The sequence below is a fragment of the Amphritea sp. genome (genome assembly GCF_050300915.1).
GTDB lineage: Bacteria > Pseudomonadota > Gammaproteobacteria > Pseudomonadales > Balneatricaceae > Amphritea.
The window spans coordinates 17056-32201 of record NZ_JBNKYN010000053.1 but is presented as its reverse complement, the minus strand read 5'-3'; the positions used below and the strand labels follow the sequence as shown (position 1 = coordinate 32201).

The 15146-nt window shown below is 52.7% G+C and carries 16 protein-coding genes; 4 read left to right on the top strand and 12 right to left on the bottom strand.

Translation table 11 applies throughout. From position 1 onward, the window contains the following. Nucleotides 1-90: 90 nt before the first annotated feature. Genes ACQY8X_RS14130 through ACQY8X_RS14120 form a run of 3 tightly spaced genes read right to left on the bottom strand, consistent with a single transcriptional unit; the run spans nt 91 to nt 4088 of the window. Nucleotides 91-441, bottom strand: coding sequence for a DUF4870 family protein (locus ACQY8X_RS14130; RefSeq protein WP_428035782.1), 351 nt, complete (start codon nt 439-441; stop codon nt 91-93). 24 nt (nt 442-465) lie between these two features. Next, nucleotides 466-879 carry an acyl-CoA thioesterase gene (locus ACQY8X_RS14125; protein ID WP_428035781.1) on the bottom strand — a complete coding sequence of 138 codons (414 nt, stop codon included), beginning with the start codon at nt 877-879 and terminating at the stop codon, nt 466-468. 32 nt (nt 880-911) lie between these two features. Next, nucleotides 912-4088, bottom strand: a complete 3177-nt coding sequence (locus ACQY8X_RS14120) for a mechanosensitive ion channel domain-containing protein (protein ID WP_428035780.1) — start codon at nt 4086-4088, stop codon at nt 912-914. Nucleotides 4089-4231: 143 nt separating this feature from the next. Here ACQY8X_RS14120 and ACQY8X_RS14115 point away from each other — a divergent pair, with 143 nt between their 5' ends. Beyond that, complete coding sequence (locus ACQY8X_RS14115) at nt 4232-5200, top strand: alpha/beta hydrolase (RefSeq protein WP_428035779.1); 969 nt, start codon at nt 4232-4234, stop codon at nt 5198-5200. 43 nt (nt 5201-5243) lie between these two features. On the opposite strand, the gene serA is transcribed toward ACQY8X_RS14115, so the two are convergent. The 3 genes from serA to ACQY8X_RS14100 form a co-directional block, all read right to left on the bottom strand. Then, nucleotides 5244-6476, bottom strand: coding sequence for a phosphoglycerate dehydrogenase (gene serA / locus ACQY8X_RS14110; RefSeq protein WP_428035778.1), 1233 nt, complete (start codon nt 6474-6476; stop codon nt 5244-5246). 212 nt (nt 6477-6688) lie between these two features. Then, complete coding sequence (locus ACQY8X_RS14105; protein WP_428035777.1) at nt 6689-6970, bottom strand: pyrimidine/purine nucleoside phosphorylase; 282 nt, start codon at nt 6968-6970, stop codon at nt 6689-6691. A 52-nt stretch (nt 6971-7022) separates the two neighbouring features. Then, nucleotides 7023-7910 carry a LysR family transcriptional regulator gene (locus ACQY8X_RS14100; protein WP_428035776.1) on the bottom strand — a complete coding sequence of 296 codons (888 nt, stop codon included), beginning with the start codon at nt 7908-7910 and terminating at the stop codon, nt 7023-7025. A 150-nt stretch (nt 7911-8060) separates the two neighbouring features. On the opposite strand from ACQY8X_RS14100, the gene ACQY8X_RS14095 reads away from it, so the two are divergent. The 3 genes from ACQY8X_RS14095 (at nt 8061) to ACQY8X_RS14085 (ending at nt 10461) form a co-directional block, all read left to right on the top strand. After that, nucleotides 8061-9257, top strand: a complete 1197-nt coding sequence (locus ACQY8X_RS14095; protein ID WP_428035775.1) for an MFS transporter — start codon at nt 8061-8063, stop codon at nt 9255-9257. 105 nt (nt 9258-9362) lie between these two features. After that, nucleotides 9363-10025, top strand: coding sequence for a fumarylacetoacetate hydrolase family protein (locus ACQY8X_RS14090; RefSeq protein ID WP_428035774.1), 663 nt, complete (start codon nt 9363-9365; stop codon nt 10023-10025). 22 nt (nt 10026-10047) lie between these two features. Beyond that, nucleotides 10048-10461: a CopD family protein gene (locus ACQY8X_RS14085; RefSeq protein WP_428035783.1), complete on the top strand. Its 414-nt coding sequence runs from the start codon at nt 10048-10050 to the stop codon at nt 10459-10461. Nucleotides 10462-10470: 9 nt separating this feature from the next. Here ACQY8X_RS14085 and ACQY8X_RS14080 read toward each other — a convergent pair whose 3' ends face one another. The 6 genes from ACQY8X_RS14080 to ACQY8X_RS14055 all read right to left on the bottom strand — a co-directional run bounded on the left by ACQY8X_RS14080 (nt 10471) and on the right by ACQY8X_RS14055 (nt 15133). Then, nucleotides 10471-11097, bottom strand: a complete 627-nt coding sequence (locus ACQY8X_RS14080; protein WP_428035773.1) for a ubiquinone biosynthesis accessory factor UbiJ — start codon at nt 11095-11097, stop codon at nt 10471-10473. 6 nt (nt 11098-11103) lie between these two features. Further along, nucleotides 11104-11865 (bottom strand): bifunctional demethylmenaquinone methyltransferase/2-methoxy-6-polyprenyl-1,4-benzoquinol methylase UbiE, encoded by a 762-nt coding sequence (gene ubiE / locus ACQY8X_RS14075; protein ID WP_428035772.1) that lies wholly within the window; start codon nt 11863-11865, stop codon nt 11104-11106. A 137-nt stretch (nt 11866-12002) separates the two neighbouring features. Continuing rightward, entirely contained in the window at nt 12003-12380 is a 378-nt protein-coding gene (locus ACQY8X_RS14070; protein ID WP_428035771.1) for a gamma-butyrobetaine hydroxylase-like domain-containing protein, read from the bottom strand. Between the two features lie 45 nt (nt 12381-12425). Next, nucleotides 12426-13757, bottom strand: coding sequence for an ATP-dependent protease ATPase subunit HslU (gene hslU / locus ACQY8X_RS14065; protein ID WP_428035770.1), 1332 nt, complete (start codon nt 13755-13757; stop codon nt 12426-12428). 29 nt (nt 13758-13786) lie between these two features. Further along, a complete protein-coding gene (gene hslV, locus ACQY8X_RS14060; protein WP_428035769.1) occupies nt 13787-14320 on the bottom strand; it encodes an ATP-dependent protease subunit HslV in 534 nt (177 codons plus the stop codon). A gap of 102 nt (nt 14321-14422) precedes the next feature. Further along, entirely contained in the window at nt 14423-15133 is a 711-nt protein-coding gene (locus ACQY8X_RS14055; RefSeq protein WP_428035768.1) for an SPOR domain-containing protein, read from the bottom strand. Between the last annotated feature and the right edge of the window lie 13 nt (nt 15134-15146).

The window sequence follows — 15146 nt, the reverse complement described above, 5'->3', positions numbered from 1 at the left end:
CATTGTGGAATGCCTGCTCAGGGCCGCTGATACGGCGCTCTGGGGGTTAAAAAAGCTGCACCGGGCAGCTTCTTATTGTCAACATCGCTATCAGAAAAACCAGCTGGTTGGTTCTGGCATTGGCTGCCGCTTTTCCAGAGCACTGAGGCCTTTGATGCAGCGGACTATAAACCAAAGAAGGTTGAACAGCAGGATAAGATAGCCGACCAGAATAAACAGGGTAACCAGGCCGATGATGGCGTAGAGAAATCCTATCCAGAAAGTACGAACCTGCCACTGATAGTGGCTCTTCAGCCAGTCGGGAGCATCACTTTTATAGACATAGGCCATCACTACGCCAATGATGCCGGTGACCCCTACAACCAGGCTTATCAGATAGAGAATATAAACAATTTTGGCATTACTGCCTGTATCTGTTGATCGCTCGGCAACGTCATTCATCCGCGTTAAACTCCTTTTTACGTGTTAAGAGATATTTTGTCGGATTATATCCGGCAAGGGAACGGATCGGCCAGTGCTGTGATCCATCCACACCACTTTGGAATAGCCCTCAGTGCAGAGCTGGTCGGGGTTATCTGTGGTACTCAGTTCATACCAGGTCATAAAGCTGCTGCGGCCGATCTCGCCGACATAACTTTTTATAATCAGGGTCGCCGGATAGGTGACAGGGCGGAGAAACGTACAGCCCACATTGATGATCACCGGGTCAGTGCCTTTACCATCCATGGTTGCACCAATTGAGGCCAGGCACTGCACCCGCGCCTCTTCCAGATAGCGCATGTAGAGGGCATTGTTGACATGGCCGTAAGCATCCATATCGCCCCAGCGAACCGCTATCTGGCATTGATGTAATAGTTTTCGGTTGAGATTTTCACTCATGCATTATGTCCTTTTATCCCTGTATACAGTCTTTACTCTTCATCACCTTTATCCACAGGTTTGCCTGTGTCGTTACTGCGCAGGTGCAGGTCCATCTGTGGGAAGGCGATCTCGATATTGTGTTCGCGAAACATTTTGTCGATGGTGCCGTGTAGTTCATGGATCGCCTGGTTGCGTTTATCCATCGAACTGATATGTGCGCGTAGTTCAAAATCCAGCGTGCTGTTACCGAATGCCAGAAAGAACGCCATTGGTACCGGGTCTGAGAGAACATTCCTGTTCTCCTCTGCTGCACGCAGCAATAGTTTTGTCACCAGCTCAGTATCGGACCCATAGGCAACGCCCACCGGTATGACGATGCGAGTGATCGCATCGGTGAGCGACCAGTTGATCAGCTGGTCGGTGATAAAGGTCTTGTTGGGAATAATAACCTCTTTGCGATCCCAGTCGGTAATGGTGGTTGCGCGGATCTGAATCCGGCTGACATTACCGGTGACGCCGCCGATGGTGACGGTATCTCCGATACGCACCGGCTTTTCAAACAGAATAATCAGGCCAGAGACAAAGTTGGCGACGATCTCCTGCAGACCGAAACCGAGGCCGACACCCAGTGCTGCGACCAGCCACTGAAGTTTGCCCCATTCAAGTCCGAGGAAGTTAAGAAAGCTGATCAGACCGGTGATGTAAAGACAGTACTTCAGCAGGGTGGAGACGGCGTAACTGGTGCCCGGTGCCAGCGGCAGATAGTTGAGCACCAGCAGCTCGAACAGCCCGGGCAGATTGCGTGCAGCAATAAAGGTGACTGTCAGCGCCGCCAGGGCAAAAATGATCTGTTTCAGCGTGATGAAATTGAGAACCCCATTATCGCCACTGCCGGTAGACCAGAGTGTTACGGTGTCGAGCGCATCCAGTGCGGGAAGAATCCAGCCCAGGGTAAACCATGCCAGGGTTAAGAAAATCAGTGCAGTGACTGTTTTTAACAGCATATTGCCCTGTTCAGAGATGGTTTGCAGATCGACAAAGTTCTCTTTCACCGGAGGAACATCTTTTTGCTCCTCCCGTGCAGAGAGAATCTCTGCACGGCGCGCCAGCGCCTGGGTGAAGTAGAGTTTGCGCTCTTCGATCAACAACCAGCGCCGTCCCAGATGGAAGATGAGGTAGGCGAGAATGGCAATGCACACCAGCAGAAACATCATGCCGATAAGAATACCGGCCGAGAGCATGTAACCCCAGATAATCAGCCCGGCCATCGCCAGATTGAAGACGATGATCACGCCGATCCAGACACTGATATTGCTCCATAAGCGTTTTGAAGCCGATTGGGGAGCTGCGTGCCACAGGCTGATCCAGAACAGGGTAAAGCCGATGGTGATCAACAGCAGAAGCAGGCGAGCCGGTCCGGCGGTAACGGTTTCATTGCTACTCTGGTCGAGCAGAAAGAGAAAGGCGATGGCGGGGGTGTTGCTCCAGAATAGCCAGCGCAGCCGCTTGCGCAATTTTCTCGCGGTTTGTTCTGGAAAACCGAACTGACCGGTTAATAACCCATCAGGCTGTTTCAGCCAGCGCATCACTGTCAGGTAGAGCCAGCAGATAAAGGCGATAATATAAAACAGGTTCTGCAGTGAAGTTTCATCTTTACCGAACTGCCGTCCCAGCGCGTAGAGAAACAGCGGGATTGGCAGCGCCACCAGCGGGCTGTACAGCAATGGACGGATCGTATGGCTGATATGATCGAGACTGACATTGCCAATCTCCTTACACCAGACCGGCTGACGCCGGTTCAGATAGCGGCGGCAGATCAGTGCTATCGGCAGAGATATTAGCAACGCCAGCAGGGGGACAAACATTTTATCGGCCAGTACGGTCAGATAGGGCTGTAACAGCATTGGCAGCTCGTTACTGATGGCGATAACACCGCTGATGATCTGTTCAGGCCACTTAACCGATATCGGCTCTGCGCTGGGTAGCCAGAGCAGGTGTTTGTTAAACAGTGCTTTACTGTCGGCTATCTGAGCATTGAATTGCTCCTGAACCAGCAGTAGCTGCGACAGTTCACTGATCAGTTTCTGCTGGAGGGAGCGCTGTTCAGCGATCAGTTCTGCGAAACTCTGATGTAACTGGTTTAGTTTGCTGCTCTGTGTTGCTGACAAGCCTGCAGTGTCTGCCGGAGGAGTCGGCTGACTCAGGGTGAGCTGACTGAGGCGCAGCTCTTTAAGACGGCTGCGGGTATTGTCGGATTTAAGGTTTTTCGGCAGTTGCTGGATATGTTTACGAATCTCGGAGCCGGTATAGCCAATTCCCAGTTCAAGCTGCAACTGAATGGCCTGATAGGTCTGGCGGATAATCTGTAGCTGCTGTTCCAGTTGCTTGCGGCGCTGGACCGTTTGTTCTGTTTCCGCAAGGCCCTGACGGATAAGATCGGCCGTTTCATTATTGCGGTTAACTGCCTGTTGCAACACCGGGTTGTTATCAGTGTCGGCGGATTCCAGCTGGCTCAGGGTTTTTTCTGCGGCGGCCCGGCTCTGTTGCTGCAGGTGCTCTTCGGCTGTGTTAATCCAGGTTTTGTAGCTCTGAATCTGCGCTTGCAGGTTATTCAGGTTCAACGCTGCCAGTTCCGCCCTGCCGGGCAACACCAGGATTTCCAGCTCGGTGACCTCCAGAGCCGATTCCATTGCCATTTGTTGATAGATGCGCAGCTGCTCTCTGGCTTTCTGTAGCTCAGTTGTTGGCGGAATCGCTGGAGCTGAACTGAGTGAACTGTTAAGTTGTTGCTGCAGGGAGGCTTGCTTTTCCCGCTTACTCAGCAGTAGCTTGTCACTGCTGCGAATGGTCTCTTGCAGTTCATCCTGATACTTTTCCAAATCGATCAGCGCCGCTTTGGTCTTGATCAGCAGCGGTTGCAACTCTGCTGCTGGTGGCAGGGTTTCAGGCAGCTTTGCCGTGCGCTGGGGGGCTTGGTGGCGCGCTTGTTGTAACTGCTTAGGCTGAGCCTCGATCTCGACCCGCAGGTCCTTCGCCTGCTGCCGCTGGCTGATAATCTCCTGAATATGTTGTGCCGTTTGCTGGTATAGCGTATTGAGAGGGTTTTCAGGGTCTTTTTCAAACTGCTGTAGCTGGCTCTCAAGGCGTGTCAGGTCAGCATTGAGGTCTGAGGGTTCGGCCTGCCCGTTAAGGCTGAAAAGAAGCAGAAATATAAATAACAGTCGCATAGATCGTGCCTTATGGTGATGCAGTTTACTATATACGCCAATGACCTGTGCACAAGGAATAAGTTGCAAATCTGGCCTAAATTATAAGACAGCCCCGTTTTTTGATCGCCTCTGTTGATGGTGAGCTTAAGGAATAGTGGATTATGCAGATGTTAGATGCCAAATGCTTACGCAACAATCTTCCGGTATATAACCATGAGGATGGTATCAGCAGCAGCGAGATGCTGGAGGAGTATCTCAGCTATTATCAGCTGCATCCGATTCTGCATGCCGGACATAAACTGTTTGCTTCCCGGCAGACGGTGCTCGGCTGCAGTCTGTTTGTGCAGCACTATTGTTGTCGTGATGAGAGTCGCGGCACCGTTGTGGTGCTGCATGGTTATTTTGACCACAGTGGTCTGTACGGTCATCTTATCTCCTATCTGCTGGAGATCGGCTGGGATGTATTGATCTATGATCTGCCAGGACATGGCCTTTCTCAGGGGACTGCGCTCTCTATCGACAACTTTGAAACCTATGCCCGCCAACTGACTGAGCTGCTGAATAGTCGTCAGGATCGGCTTAAAGCGCCCTGGACCATGCTGGGTCAGAGCACCGGGGCGGCGATCCTGATGGAGCAGCAACTTAAGTTTGGTTATCGTGACTGGCCGGTACAGAATCAGGTGTTTCTGGCACCACTGGTGCGTCCCTGTGGCTGGCAGCAGATTACCAGTAAATATCGCTGGTTACGCTTTTTGTTGCGCTCTGTGCCCAGGAGTTATGGCCCCAGCTCGGGGGATCAGGCCTTTCTGGATTTTGTGCGTTACCGTGATCCGCTACAACATCACCGGATTCCGGTACGCTGGATCGGTGCGATGTTGCGCTGGATAAAGGAGGTGGAGCAGTCCGATAGTTTACCGACCCAGCCGCTCTGCATTCAGGGGGTTGATGATGAAACAGTGGAGTGGCGACACAATCTTGGGGTGATAGGGCGACTCTATCCGGGGCTGGAGATTAAGCTGTTACAGAAAGCCCGCCACCATCTGGTGAATGAAGAGGCGTCTATTCGATTACAGGTGTTTGGCCTGATAGAGCAGATGATTAATCCGCAAACTGAACCGTCCGGACAATAAAAAAGGCAGCGCAAGGCTGCCTTTTATTATCACATTTAAGCGATCAGAACAGGCGGCGGCAACGGATAGTGCCTTTTACCTGTTTCAGTTTTTCCAGTGCAACTTCTGATGTATCTGCGTTGACATCGATAACCACGTAACCGACTTTCTCATTGGTCTGCAGGTACTGACCGCTGATATTGATACCGTTCTCAGAAAAGACACTGTTGATTGAACTCATCACCCCTGGGATGTTTTCGTGAACATGCAGCAGACGGTGAACGTCAGCATGTTCAGGCAGCGATACTTCAGGGAAGTTTACAGAGGTGATGGAGGAGCCGTTATCGCTGTACTTGATCAGTTTTTCAGAGACTTCGTAACCGATATTTTCCTGAGCTTCCAGAGTTGATCCGCCCACGTGTGGGGTCAGGATAACATTGTCGAATTCACGCAACGGGGAGATAAACTCATCTTCATTGGTGCGTGGCTCAACCGGGAAAACGTCGATTGCTGCACCCAGCAGGCGCTTGTCTGCCAGTGCTTTACACAGCTCGTCGATGACCACTACGGTGCCACGGGCCGCGTTGATGAATATGGCATCCTGTTTCATCTCAGCGAACTGGGCGGCGCCCATCATATCCTTAGTGGCTGGGGTTTCTGGTACGTGTAAAGAGACGATATCACAGGTGTTCAGCAGCTCTTTAAGGGAACCCAGCTGGGTTGCGTTACCCAGAGGTAGTTTGGTGACAATGTCATAGAAGTAAACATGCATACCCAGCGATTCAGCAATCACACTTAGCTGCGAACCGATGCTGCCGTAGCCCACAATACCGAGCTTCTTGCCGCGAATCTCATATGAGTTTTTGGCGGTTTTCTGCCATTCACCCCGGTGTGCTTTAGCGTTCTTCTCTGCCACGCCGCGCAGCAGGATAATCGCTTCAGCGATTACCAGCTCAGCAACTGAACGGGTGTTAGAGTAGGGGGCATTGAAAACAGCCACGCCGCGCATGGTTGCTGCGGCCAGGTTTACCTGGTTGGTGCCGATACAGAAGCAGCCGACTGCGATCAGTTTATCCGCGGCGTCAAATACCTCTTCGGTCAGCTGAGTGCGGGAGCGAATACCGATGAAGTGAACATCTTTAACTCGCTCAAGCAGTTCAGCTTCCGGCAGGGAGCCGGTCAGGTATTCAATATTGGTATAGCCGTGCGCATTCAGGGTATCCAGTGCTGACTGGTGCACGCCCTCCAGCAGCAGAATCTTGATCTTGCTTTTTTCCAGAGAGGTATTTTGGCTCATGGTATGGATCTCTTTTTTAAGTGGCGATGTTCCTGTGTGTGGCAGGCATCCCCGGATTAGCCGGTAAAAGAAAGGGCGCTATGTTAACACAGTGTTGCGCTAAAAGGGTGTGGCCCGGCAGGGGTATTTGGTGGATTTTCATTCAATTAAAGATGAATCCAAATCAACTAATGAGATAAATAGTGATTTGGATTCATGTTTTTGTGGGCTAATCAGCCGTAGAAACACAGGTATGCAGTGGGCTTGGCCACCTGCAGCTGGAATTTCTGATTGGCAGCAACGCTGAACTCTGTGCCCGTTGGGAACGCTTGCCACTCATCACTGCCAGGCAGTTTGACAACCAGTTCACCACTGACAACTTTCATCAGTTCATTTTCCGAGGTACCAAACTCATATTCGCCAGCGGCCATCACACCGGAAGTTACTTTGCCTTCCGCATTTTCAAAGCCGATAGATTTCACCGCACCATCAAAGTATTCGTTCACGGTCAGCATTGTATTACTCCTATAAATGGGAGCGCTATAGTAGATATCTTTGACAAAATTGTCACCTGTTTGGCGTTGTCGGTGAGTTCTCCAGCAGGTAGTCGACAAAGGCTTTGTTGGCTCTGGACAGATAACTCTGCTTACGCCAGGCGATGCTCAGGTTAAACAGCAGGGGGTCATCAAAGGGGATGCCGACCAGATCGCGGGCATCATCGATGGCGGGGCGGAGCAGGGCCGAGATGCCAAAACCGTGACGCACCACCGATTGAATCAGCGGAATAAGATTGGTTTCAAAGGAGATTTTCGGTGTGACATGGTACTTTTTCGCTAGTTGCTCGGTGACCTGACGGTGAAAAAAGCCCTCCTTAAAGAGCACCAGTTCTTCATCCAGGAAGGCCTGATAGCTGATGCTGGTTTGCCGGGCGAATGGATGATCCGGGCTGACACACACCAGGGTCTCTACCTGCATCAGATGAACGCTCTCCAGCTCATCCGATTCGCCGCGATCAACAACAATGCCGATATCCAGGTCACCCTTTTCGATCTGTTGGCGGATATGGGTGGTTCCCCCTTCAACCACGGAGAGTTGCAGTGCCGGAAAACTGTGACGAAAGCCCATTAACAGTTCGGGCAGGTAGTAGGATCCAAGCATGCTGGGAATACCAACGCGCACCTGCCCCCGGGTTAAACCGGTCAGTTCCTGCATCTCCAGCTCGGCATCGGCAACCGCCTGAAGTATCTTTTCGGCATGCAGCAGCAGCCGCTCTCCCTCATCGGTGAGGGTGATGCGCCGTTCATTGCGATGAAACAGTGTCAGCCCCAGCTGATCTTCCAGACGCTTAATGGACATGCTGACAGCGGGTTGTGCCAGGTGGAGTTTTTCGGCGGCCCGGGTGAAGTTGGCTTCCCGGGCAACGGTATGAAAACAGCGCAGCGAACGTATATCCATTGAGAGGCCTGACGATAAGAGCGGTTAACATGAGTCATCAATAACAGTGAATATAGCATCACACTTATTTATCAATATCATAATTTTAATATATTTCTGTGATTTTTTGCCTACTGCTACGCTTATAGCATCTTTTTTGAGAGCGCTATAATGATTGAATCGGGTACCAAACCGTTCTGGCGGGCAACCCTTGCGTTGTGCATCGGCTCGTTTATGATTTTTGCCAATGTTTATGTCACGCAGCCTATTCTGCCTGAGCTACAGCAGGAGTTTGCACTTACTACGCTGGAGGTGGGCTGGTCTTTTACCGTGACGACGCTAATGCTGGGTCTGTCTTTGTTGTTTTACGGTCCGCTATCGGATGCTGTCGGGCGGCGCTCGCTGATGCTGCTGAGTATGACCGGTGTGTGTCTCTGCACACTGTTGCTGTCGCAGGCGGACAGTTTTGCCACGCTGGTGCTGCTGCGGGGGCTGCAAGGGCTGTTTCTCGGTGGATTACCGGCCATCGCTATTGCCTATATGGGCGATGAGTATTCCCGTAAAGCGATGATGCTGGCGGTCGGTCTCTATATCAGCGGTAACTCGCTGGGTGGTATCTCCGGCCGTTTGATCGGTGGTTTTGTTGGCGAATGGCTGGGCTGGGCTGATCTGTTTCTGGTGATGGGGATTGGCAGCTGTTTCGGCTTGCTGTTATTCTGGTGGTTGTTGCCAGCATCAAGGCAGTTTTCTCCGCAACCCCTGAATCTGTCTGCGATGCTATCCCGCCTTGGGGATCATCTGCGTAATCCGTTGCTGTTGCTGGTGTATCTGATCGGCGGGCTGAACTTCTTTATCTTTATCAATCAGTACAGTTATATCACTTTTGTTCTGTCGGACGCGCCCTACCATCTGAGCCCGGTATGGATCGGTTTGCTGTTTCTTACCTATCTGACCGGCACAGTGGGGTCGACACTTTCTGGCCGTCTGGCACAGCGGTTTGGTCAGCTTAACTGCATCAAGGCGGGTATTCTGACTCTGATCAGCGGCAGCCTGGTGACCCTGAGCAGCGAACTGCCCCTGATTGTGCTGGGTTTCTTTATCAACAGTTTTGGTTTTTTCTTTGCCCATTCCAGCGCCAGTAGCTGGGTGAGCCATCAGGCGACCCATGCCCGTGCCAGTGCTTCTTCGCTTTATCTGGTGTTTTATTATCTCGGCGCCAGTAGCGGTGGTTTTTATCTTGATCCTTTCTGGCAGTGGCGCGGCTGGGATGGAGTGGTACTGGGATCGGTGATGGTGCTGCTGGTGACGCTGTCGCTGGCTCTGGCATTGAGCTCTCTGACTACCAGGGGTATGATCAAAGCCCACTGAGAGAGGGGATATATCCACTCCTTTAATGAGTTTCTGACAACTGTTTTACCAATATCAGACCGTTAGATCTGTTCACCGATTCCCTTAGGGTATGGAGCATTGATTATGCAGTATAAGCATCAGTATGTAGATGGCACCGCCGCGAACCTGCCGGTTGGTAAAGTGGTTTGTGTCGGGCGTAACTATGCCGACCATGCGGCGGAACTGAACAATCCGGTGCCAACCACTCCGATGCTGTTTATCAAACCCTCGACCGCGATTGTGCCGCTGGCTGATACGTTTAGCGTACCGGTGGATTTTGGCTCGGTCCATTTCGAAACCGAGATGGCCATACTGATTGGCCAGACGCTGAAAAATGCTACCCATGCTGAAGTTGAAGCTGCGCTGGCCGGGGTGGGCATCGCCCTGGATCTGACCCTGCGGGATGTGCAGAGCAAGCTGAAGGATCAGGGGCATCCCTGGGAGAAGTCCAAAGGGTTTGATGGTGCCTGTCCTTTATCGGCGTTTCTTGAGCCGGTAGCGGTGGGTGATCTGCAGGATCAGCAGATCCGTCTGACGGTTAATGGGCAGCTACGCCAGAACGGTAACAGCAGCCATATGCTTAACAAAGTTGTGCCGCTGATCGCCTATATGAGTCATTACTTTACGCTGCTGCCGGGTGATGTGGTACTGACTGGCACTCCGGCGGGTGTCGGTGCGGTTAATCCGGGTGACAACCTGATCGTTGAGCTGGGTGAGCAGCTGCGGATTGAGACACAGGCTATCTGAACCGCGATAAGGAATCACGATGATGTTGTGGGTTAAGGTGTTTCATATACTGGCGATGACCAGCTGGATGGCGGGTATTTTCTATCTGCCACGTATCTTTGTGCATTATGTTGAGGGGCGTGCGGCGGGCCAGGATGTGGCCCGGCTGGGGATTATGGCCGGTAAGCTGTATAGCTTTATGTCGATTATGGCGCTGTTTACCCTGGGACTGGGGTTATGGCTCTGGCTGGGCTTCGGGTTTTCCGGCGCCTGGTTGCATGCCAAGTTGCTGTTTGTCGGATTTCTGATCGGTTATCACTTCTGGTGCTTTAACTATCTGCAGCGGCTGCGTGCCGGTACGCTCGATAACAGCGGGCGTTATTTTCGCTTATTCAATGAGCTGCCGCTGCTGATCTTTATACCGATTCTGATCCTGGTGGTGGTAAAGCCTTTTTAACCTGTCGGGTTAAGCGTGTTCAATCTTCTGTCGCAGGCGTTCGATCCGGGCGGCTGCGCGCTCGGTTTCCTGCCGCAGTTGGTCAACCTGGCTGGAGAACCGGTTCACTTCCGGGCGGCTTGGTAGCAGCTGTAACTCCTCTTTCAGATACTCTTCCAGATTCAGCTTCAGGCTGTTGCCGCTGTGCAGATAGAATGCAGCTTTCCATTTCAGCAAGCGGCCCAGCTCGTGGGCTGGCAGATCGCCGATGATCTGGGCCAGCACTCCTTCCCAGTCCAGCGCGGCATCCACCAGAATCTGGCTGAAGCGGGTTGCCAGCGCGTTGTCGCCGGAGACCCTGATAGTTTTGCCAAACATCGCATCGCTGCTTTCTGCAGCGCTGAGTAAGCGGAAAAAATCGTTGCTGCTGCCGCTCAGGGTGACATCGGCATCATCACGCTGCATCAGGTCGATCTGCAGGCCGGAAGGACCGGGCTGCACTGACAGGGATGCCGCGGGTGAAGTAAGCCGGATAGCAATGACTTTGCCATCCAGCTGAGTCAGCCGATCAACGGTTTCAGGGCTGAGAAGCAGTAGCCGGTTAAGCGAGGCTTCGGCGAGTGTCAGCAGGGTGGCGTTGATCGTTGCGATCGTCATAACGGCTCAGGGTTTGATGCCGGTGTGCAGGGCGACTACACCGCCGGTCATATTCTGGTATTTACACTGGGTTAGCCCCGCGTCTTCCATCATCCCCTTCAGGGTTTCCTGATCCGGGTGCATGCGGATCGATTCAGCCAGATAGCGGTAGCTGTCCTCATCACCGGCGATCAGCTTGCCAATTTTTGGCAACAGATTAAATGAGTAGATATCGTAGGCTTTGGTCAGCAATGGATTGTTGGTTTTGGAAAACTCCAGCACCATCACTTTACCGCCAGGCTTAAGCACCCGCGCCATTGACGCCAGGGCTTTCTCTTTGTAAGTGACGTTGCGCAGACCAAAGGCGATGGTGATGCAGTCGAAGGTGTTGTCGGGAAACGGCAGTGCTTCCGCATTGGCCTGGACAAACTCGACGTTACCGGTGATACCACGATCCATCAGCCGATCCCGGCCGACTTTGAGCATGGAGTCGTTGATATCCGCGAGCACAACCTTGCCCTCAGAACCCACCAGCCGGGAGAAACGCATGGTCAGATCGCCGGTGCCGCCGGCAATATCCAGTACAGTGTTGCCGCGGCGAACGCCACTCTGCTCGATGGTCAGGCGTTTCCAGATACGGTGGATACCCCCGGACATCAGGTCGTTCATGATGTCGTATTTGCTGGCAACCGAGTGAAAAACATCGGCGACCTTGGCCTGCTTTTCATCGACTTTTACCTGCTCGAAGCCGAAGTGGGTTTTGTCCTGAGATTCTTTCTGGTCTGTCATGGGAAACCTGTAATCTGCATAATTCGCGTTGCCGCATTCTACCTTTGCCACCGGCAATTGTCTTTACTCTTACATCATCAACTGATCTGGCTAAATAAAATGCCGGATTCAGTATGACCAGAGGTTGCAGGGGCTGTTTATCCTTTGGCGATCATATTACCGTGCCGGGTTTTGCCTGCATCGGTAAGTGCGGCAAGGTAGCGGTTCCAGTAGCTATCGTGGTTGCGCCCGAGGTCGTAGAGATATTCCCAGGTATACAGACCGCTGTCATGGCCGTCATCAAAGATGATTTTCAGGGCGTAGTTGCCGGCAGGCTCCAGCCCTTTTATGCCTACTAGCTGTTTACCGGTTTGCAGTGTGCCGTTGCCAATACCATGGCCACGAACTTCAGCAGATGGTGAGTGAACCCGCAGATACTCTGCAGTCAGTTCATAACGCTCCTGATCACTGTAAATCAGCTCAAGGGTTTTCGATTTTGCGTGAAGCTTAATATCTTTCGGCAGTGGTGCAGCCATAACAGACTCCGCTGGCGGAGCGCTGAGGCCCCGCCACATGGATGATTAAAGGATATAGTGGCTGAGATCTTCATCCTGACTCAGTTCTGCCAGATAGCGGTCAACATAGGCGCGGTCGACATTAATTGTCAGACCCGCATTGTCGGCGGCGGTAAAGGAGATCTCTTCCAGTAGTCGTTCCATCATGGTGTGCAGGCGACGGGCACCGATATTCTCGGTTTTCTCATTCACCTGAAAGGCCAGTTCAGCGATCCGGTCGATACCATCCTGAGTATATTCAACCGTTACCCCTTCGGTGGCCAGCAAGGCACGATACTGCTCGGTCAGTGAGGCGTTTGGCTCGGTAAGAATGCGGCGGAAATCGTTAGGTGTCAGCGCTTTCAGCTCAACCCTGATCGGCAGACGCCCCTGGAGCTCAGGAATCAGATCGGATGGTTTCGACAGATGGAACGCGCCCGAGGCGATAAACAGAATATGGTCGGTTTTGATCATGCCGTACTTGGTGGACACGGTGCTGCCTTCAATCAGTGGCAGCAGATCACGCTGAACCCCTTCCCGGGAAACATCGGCGCCGGTGCCTTCACGCTTACAGACTTTATCGATCTCATCAAGGAAGACGATACCGTTTTGCTCAACCGCATCGATCGCCATCTGTTTCAGATCATCGTCATTGACCATCTTCGCGGCTTCTTCATCAATCACCTGTTTCAGCGCGTCTTTCACCTTCATGCGCTTACTTTTGGTTTTGTTGTTGCCCAGATTGGAGAACATGCTTTGCAGCTGGCTGGTCATCTCTTCCATGCCGGGAGGGGCCATGATCTCCACGCCCATCGCTGTCTGGCTCAGGTCGATATCAATCTCTTTGTCATCCAGTTTGCCTTCACGCAGCTGTTTGCGCAGCAGCTGTCGGGTGGCGCTGTCCGGTTTCTGCTCCGGCTGGTCGTCGAAGCCCGTTGGCCGGACCGGGGGCAGCAGCGCATCAAGAATGCGCTCTTCTGCGGCATCTTCGGCGCGAAACTTGACTTTATCCATCGCCTGCACGCGCAGCATCTTGATCGCCATATCCATCAGGTCGCGGATAATGGTCTCTACATCACGGCCAACATAGCCCACTTCGGTAAACTTGGTGGCTTCCACCTTGATAAATGGAGCGTTAGCCAGTTTTGCCAGGCGGCGGGCGATCTCGGTTTTACCGACACCGGTCGGGCCGATCATGAGGATGTTCTTGGGGGATACTTCAGCGCGCAGTTCAGGCTCAAGCTGCATCCGTCTCCAGCGGTTTCTCAGGGCGATGGCGACCGAGCGTTTGGCATCGGCCTGGCCGACGATGTGGCGATCCAGTTCGGAAACAATTTCACGGGGTGTCATATTGGACATCGGTAGTTCTCTCTGCTGTGCTGTCGGGCTCAGGCTGCGGTGGACTGCAGCTGCTCAATAGTCAGGTTGGCGTTGGTGAAGACGCAGATATCCGCTGCGATCAGCAGGCTTTTCTCAACAATATCCCGTGCATTCAGTTCGCTGTTGGCCACCAGTGCGCGGGCGGCTGCCAGCGCGTAGTTGCCGCCGGATCCGATGGCAATAACACCGTCCTCCGGCTCAATGATGTCGCCACTGCCAGAGATAAGGTAGGTCTTATCTTTGTTGGCCACTAACATCAGTGCTTCCAGTTTGCGCAATACCCGGTCACCGCGCCATTCACGCGCCAGACTGACCACGGCATTGAAAATATTGCCCTGATGTTTCTCCAGTTGCTGCTCAAACAGATCCAGCAGGGTGATAGCATCGGCGGTGCTGCCAGCAAACCCGGTGATAACGTCGTGCTTTGCCAGACGGCGGACTTTACGGGCGGTGCCTTTCATTACGGTGTTGCCAAGAGAAACCTGGCCGTCACCGCCGACAACCACCTGGTCGCCGCGACGTACTGAAACAATTGTGGTCATGGGTGTGTTTTCCCGAAATAGATGTACTCAATTTGCAATGAGTATAGATATGGGATCGCAGCAGGTTATTTCAAGGTTATGAAGATCCGATGACGCAAGGATTTAGTCAATCTGCCGGACTAAGGGCTGAATGTTCATCCGTACCAGCCGGTCTTCCGCTTTACTGAGCATCGAGCGATTTTCGAATGGGCCAGACAGTACCTGATACCAGATGCTGCCATTACTATTGGTAACCCGGTGGGTTTTGACATTGGGCAGGCCTTCCAGAATCAGCCGTGCGCGTAGTTGTTCTGCATCCGCCTGATTTTTGAAAGAGCCCGCCTGGACGACATAAATATGGGTTGATTTGGCATCCTTGGGGGTCGATTTATAGGGTTCGACATTGGCGGTATCGACTTCACTTTCAGGCAGGATCTGATAGAAATCAAAGCGTTCAGACTCCTCGACCGGTACTGCCGATTTAACCGTGGCTTTGGTTTCTGTTTTCGTGACCGGTTGGGCTGGTTTTGGTGCCGTGGATTCAGTTTTTGTTGCTGTTTTAGCTACCGGCTTCGCTGCAGGTTGTGTGCTCGCTTTCGCCGTCGGTGTGGTTTCTGCCTGGGTTGTTTTCCCGCTGGCGCTGTTGTCAGGTTTAACGGCGGTCAGCTGCCACAGGGCAAAGCCAAAACCGACCAGAAAGACGACGCTGATAACTGTGCGTATCAGTGGAAACGGCTTTTTGACCGGCACGCTCTTAGCCCGCGTGTTGCTGCGGGTCGTGCGGCTGGCTGCCGTGCCACTGTTGCGTTTCTTTGCGTAATCTTTGCGTGCCATTGGTGGTTGCCCT

Excerpts from the sequence above, each read along its gene's own strand:
- ACQY8X_RS14130 (WP_428035782.1), bottom strand. The coding sequence starts at position 441 with ATGAATGACGTTGCCGAGCGATCAACAGATACAGGCAGTAATGCCAAA.
- ACQY8X_RS14125 (WP_428035781.1), bottom strand. The coding sequence starts at position 879 with ATGAGTGAAAATCTCAACCGAAAACTATTACATCAATGCCAGATAGCG.
- ACQY8X_RS14120 (WP_428035780.1), bottom strand. The coding sequence starts at position 4,088 with ATGCGACTGTTATTTATATTTCTGCTTCTTTTCAGCCTTAACGGGCAG.
- ACQY8X_RS14115 (WP_428035779.1), top strand. The coding sequence starts at position 4,232 with ATGCAGATGTTAGATGCCAAATGCTTACGCAACAATCTTCCGGTATAT.
- serA (WP_428035778.1), bottom strand. The coding sequence starts at position 6,476 with ATGAGCCAAAATACCTCTCTGGAAAAAAGCAAGATCAAGATTCTGCTG.
- ACQY8X_RS14105 (WP_428035777.1), bottom strand. The coding sequence starts at position 6,970 with ATGCTGACCGTGAACGAATACTTTGATGGTGCGGTGAAATCTATCGGC.
- ACQY8X_RS14100 (WP_428035776.1), bottom strand. The coding sequence starts at position 7,910 with ATGGATATACGTTCGCTGCGCTGTTTTCATACCGTTGCCCGGGAAGCC.
- ACQY8X_RS14095 (WP_428035775.1), top strand. The coding sequence starts at position 8,061 with ATGATTGAATCGGGTACCAAACCGTTCTGGCGGGCAACCCTTGCGTTG.
- ACQY8X_RS14090 (WP_428035774.1), top strand. The coding sequence starts at position 9,363 with ATGCAGTATAAGCATCAGTATGTAGATGGCACCGCCGCGAACCTGCCG.
- ACQY8X_RS14085 (WP_428035783.1), top strand. The coding sequence starts at position 10,048 with ATGTTGTGGGTTAAGGTGTTTCATATACTGGCGATGACCAGCTGGATG.
- ACQY8X_RS14080 (WP_428035773.1), bottom strand. The coding sequence starts at position 11,097 with ATGACGATCGCAACGATCAACGCCACCCTGCTGACACTCGCCGAAGCC.
- ubiE (WP_428035772.1), bottom strand. The coding sequence starts at position 11,865 with ATGACAGACCAGAAAGAATCTCAGGACAAAACCCACTTCGGCTTCGAG.
- ACQY8X_RS14070 (WP_428035771.1), bottom strand. The coding sequence starts at position 12,380 with ATGGCTGCACCACTGCCGAAAGATATTAAGCTTCACGCAAAATCGAAA.
- hslU (WP_428035770.1), bottom strand. The coding sequence starts at position 13,757 with ATGTCCAATATGACACCCCGTGAAATTGTTTCCGAACTGGATCGCCAC.
- hslV (WP_428035769.1), bottom strand. The coding sequence starts at position 14,320 with ATGACCACAATTGTTTCAGTACGTCGCGGCGACCAGGTGGTTGTCGGC.
- ACQY8X_RS14055 (WP_428035768.1), bottom strand. The coding sequence starts at position 15,133 with ATGGCACGCAAAGATTACGCAAAGAAACGCAACAGTGGCACGGCAGCC.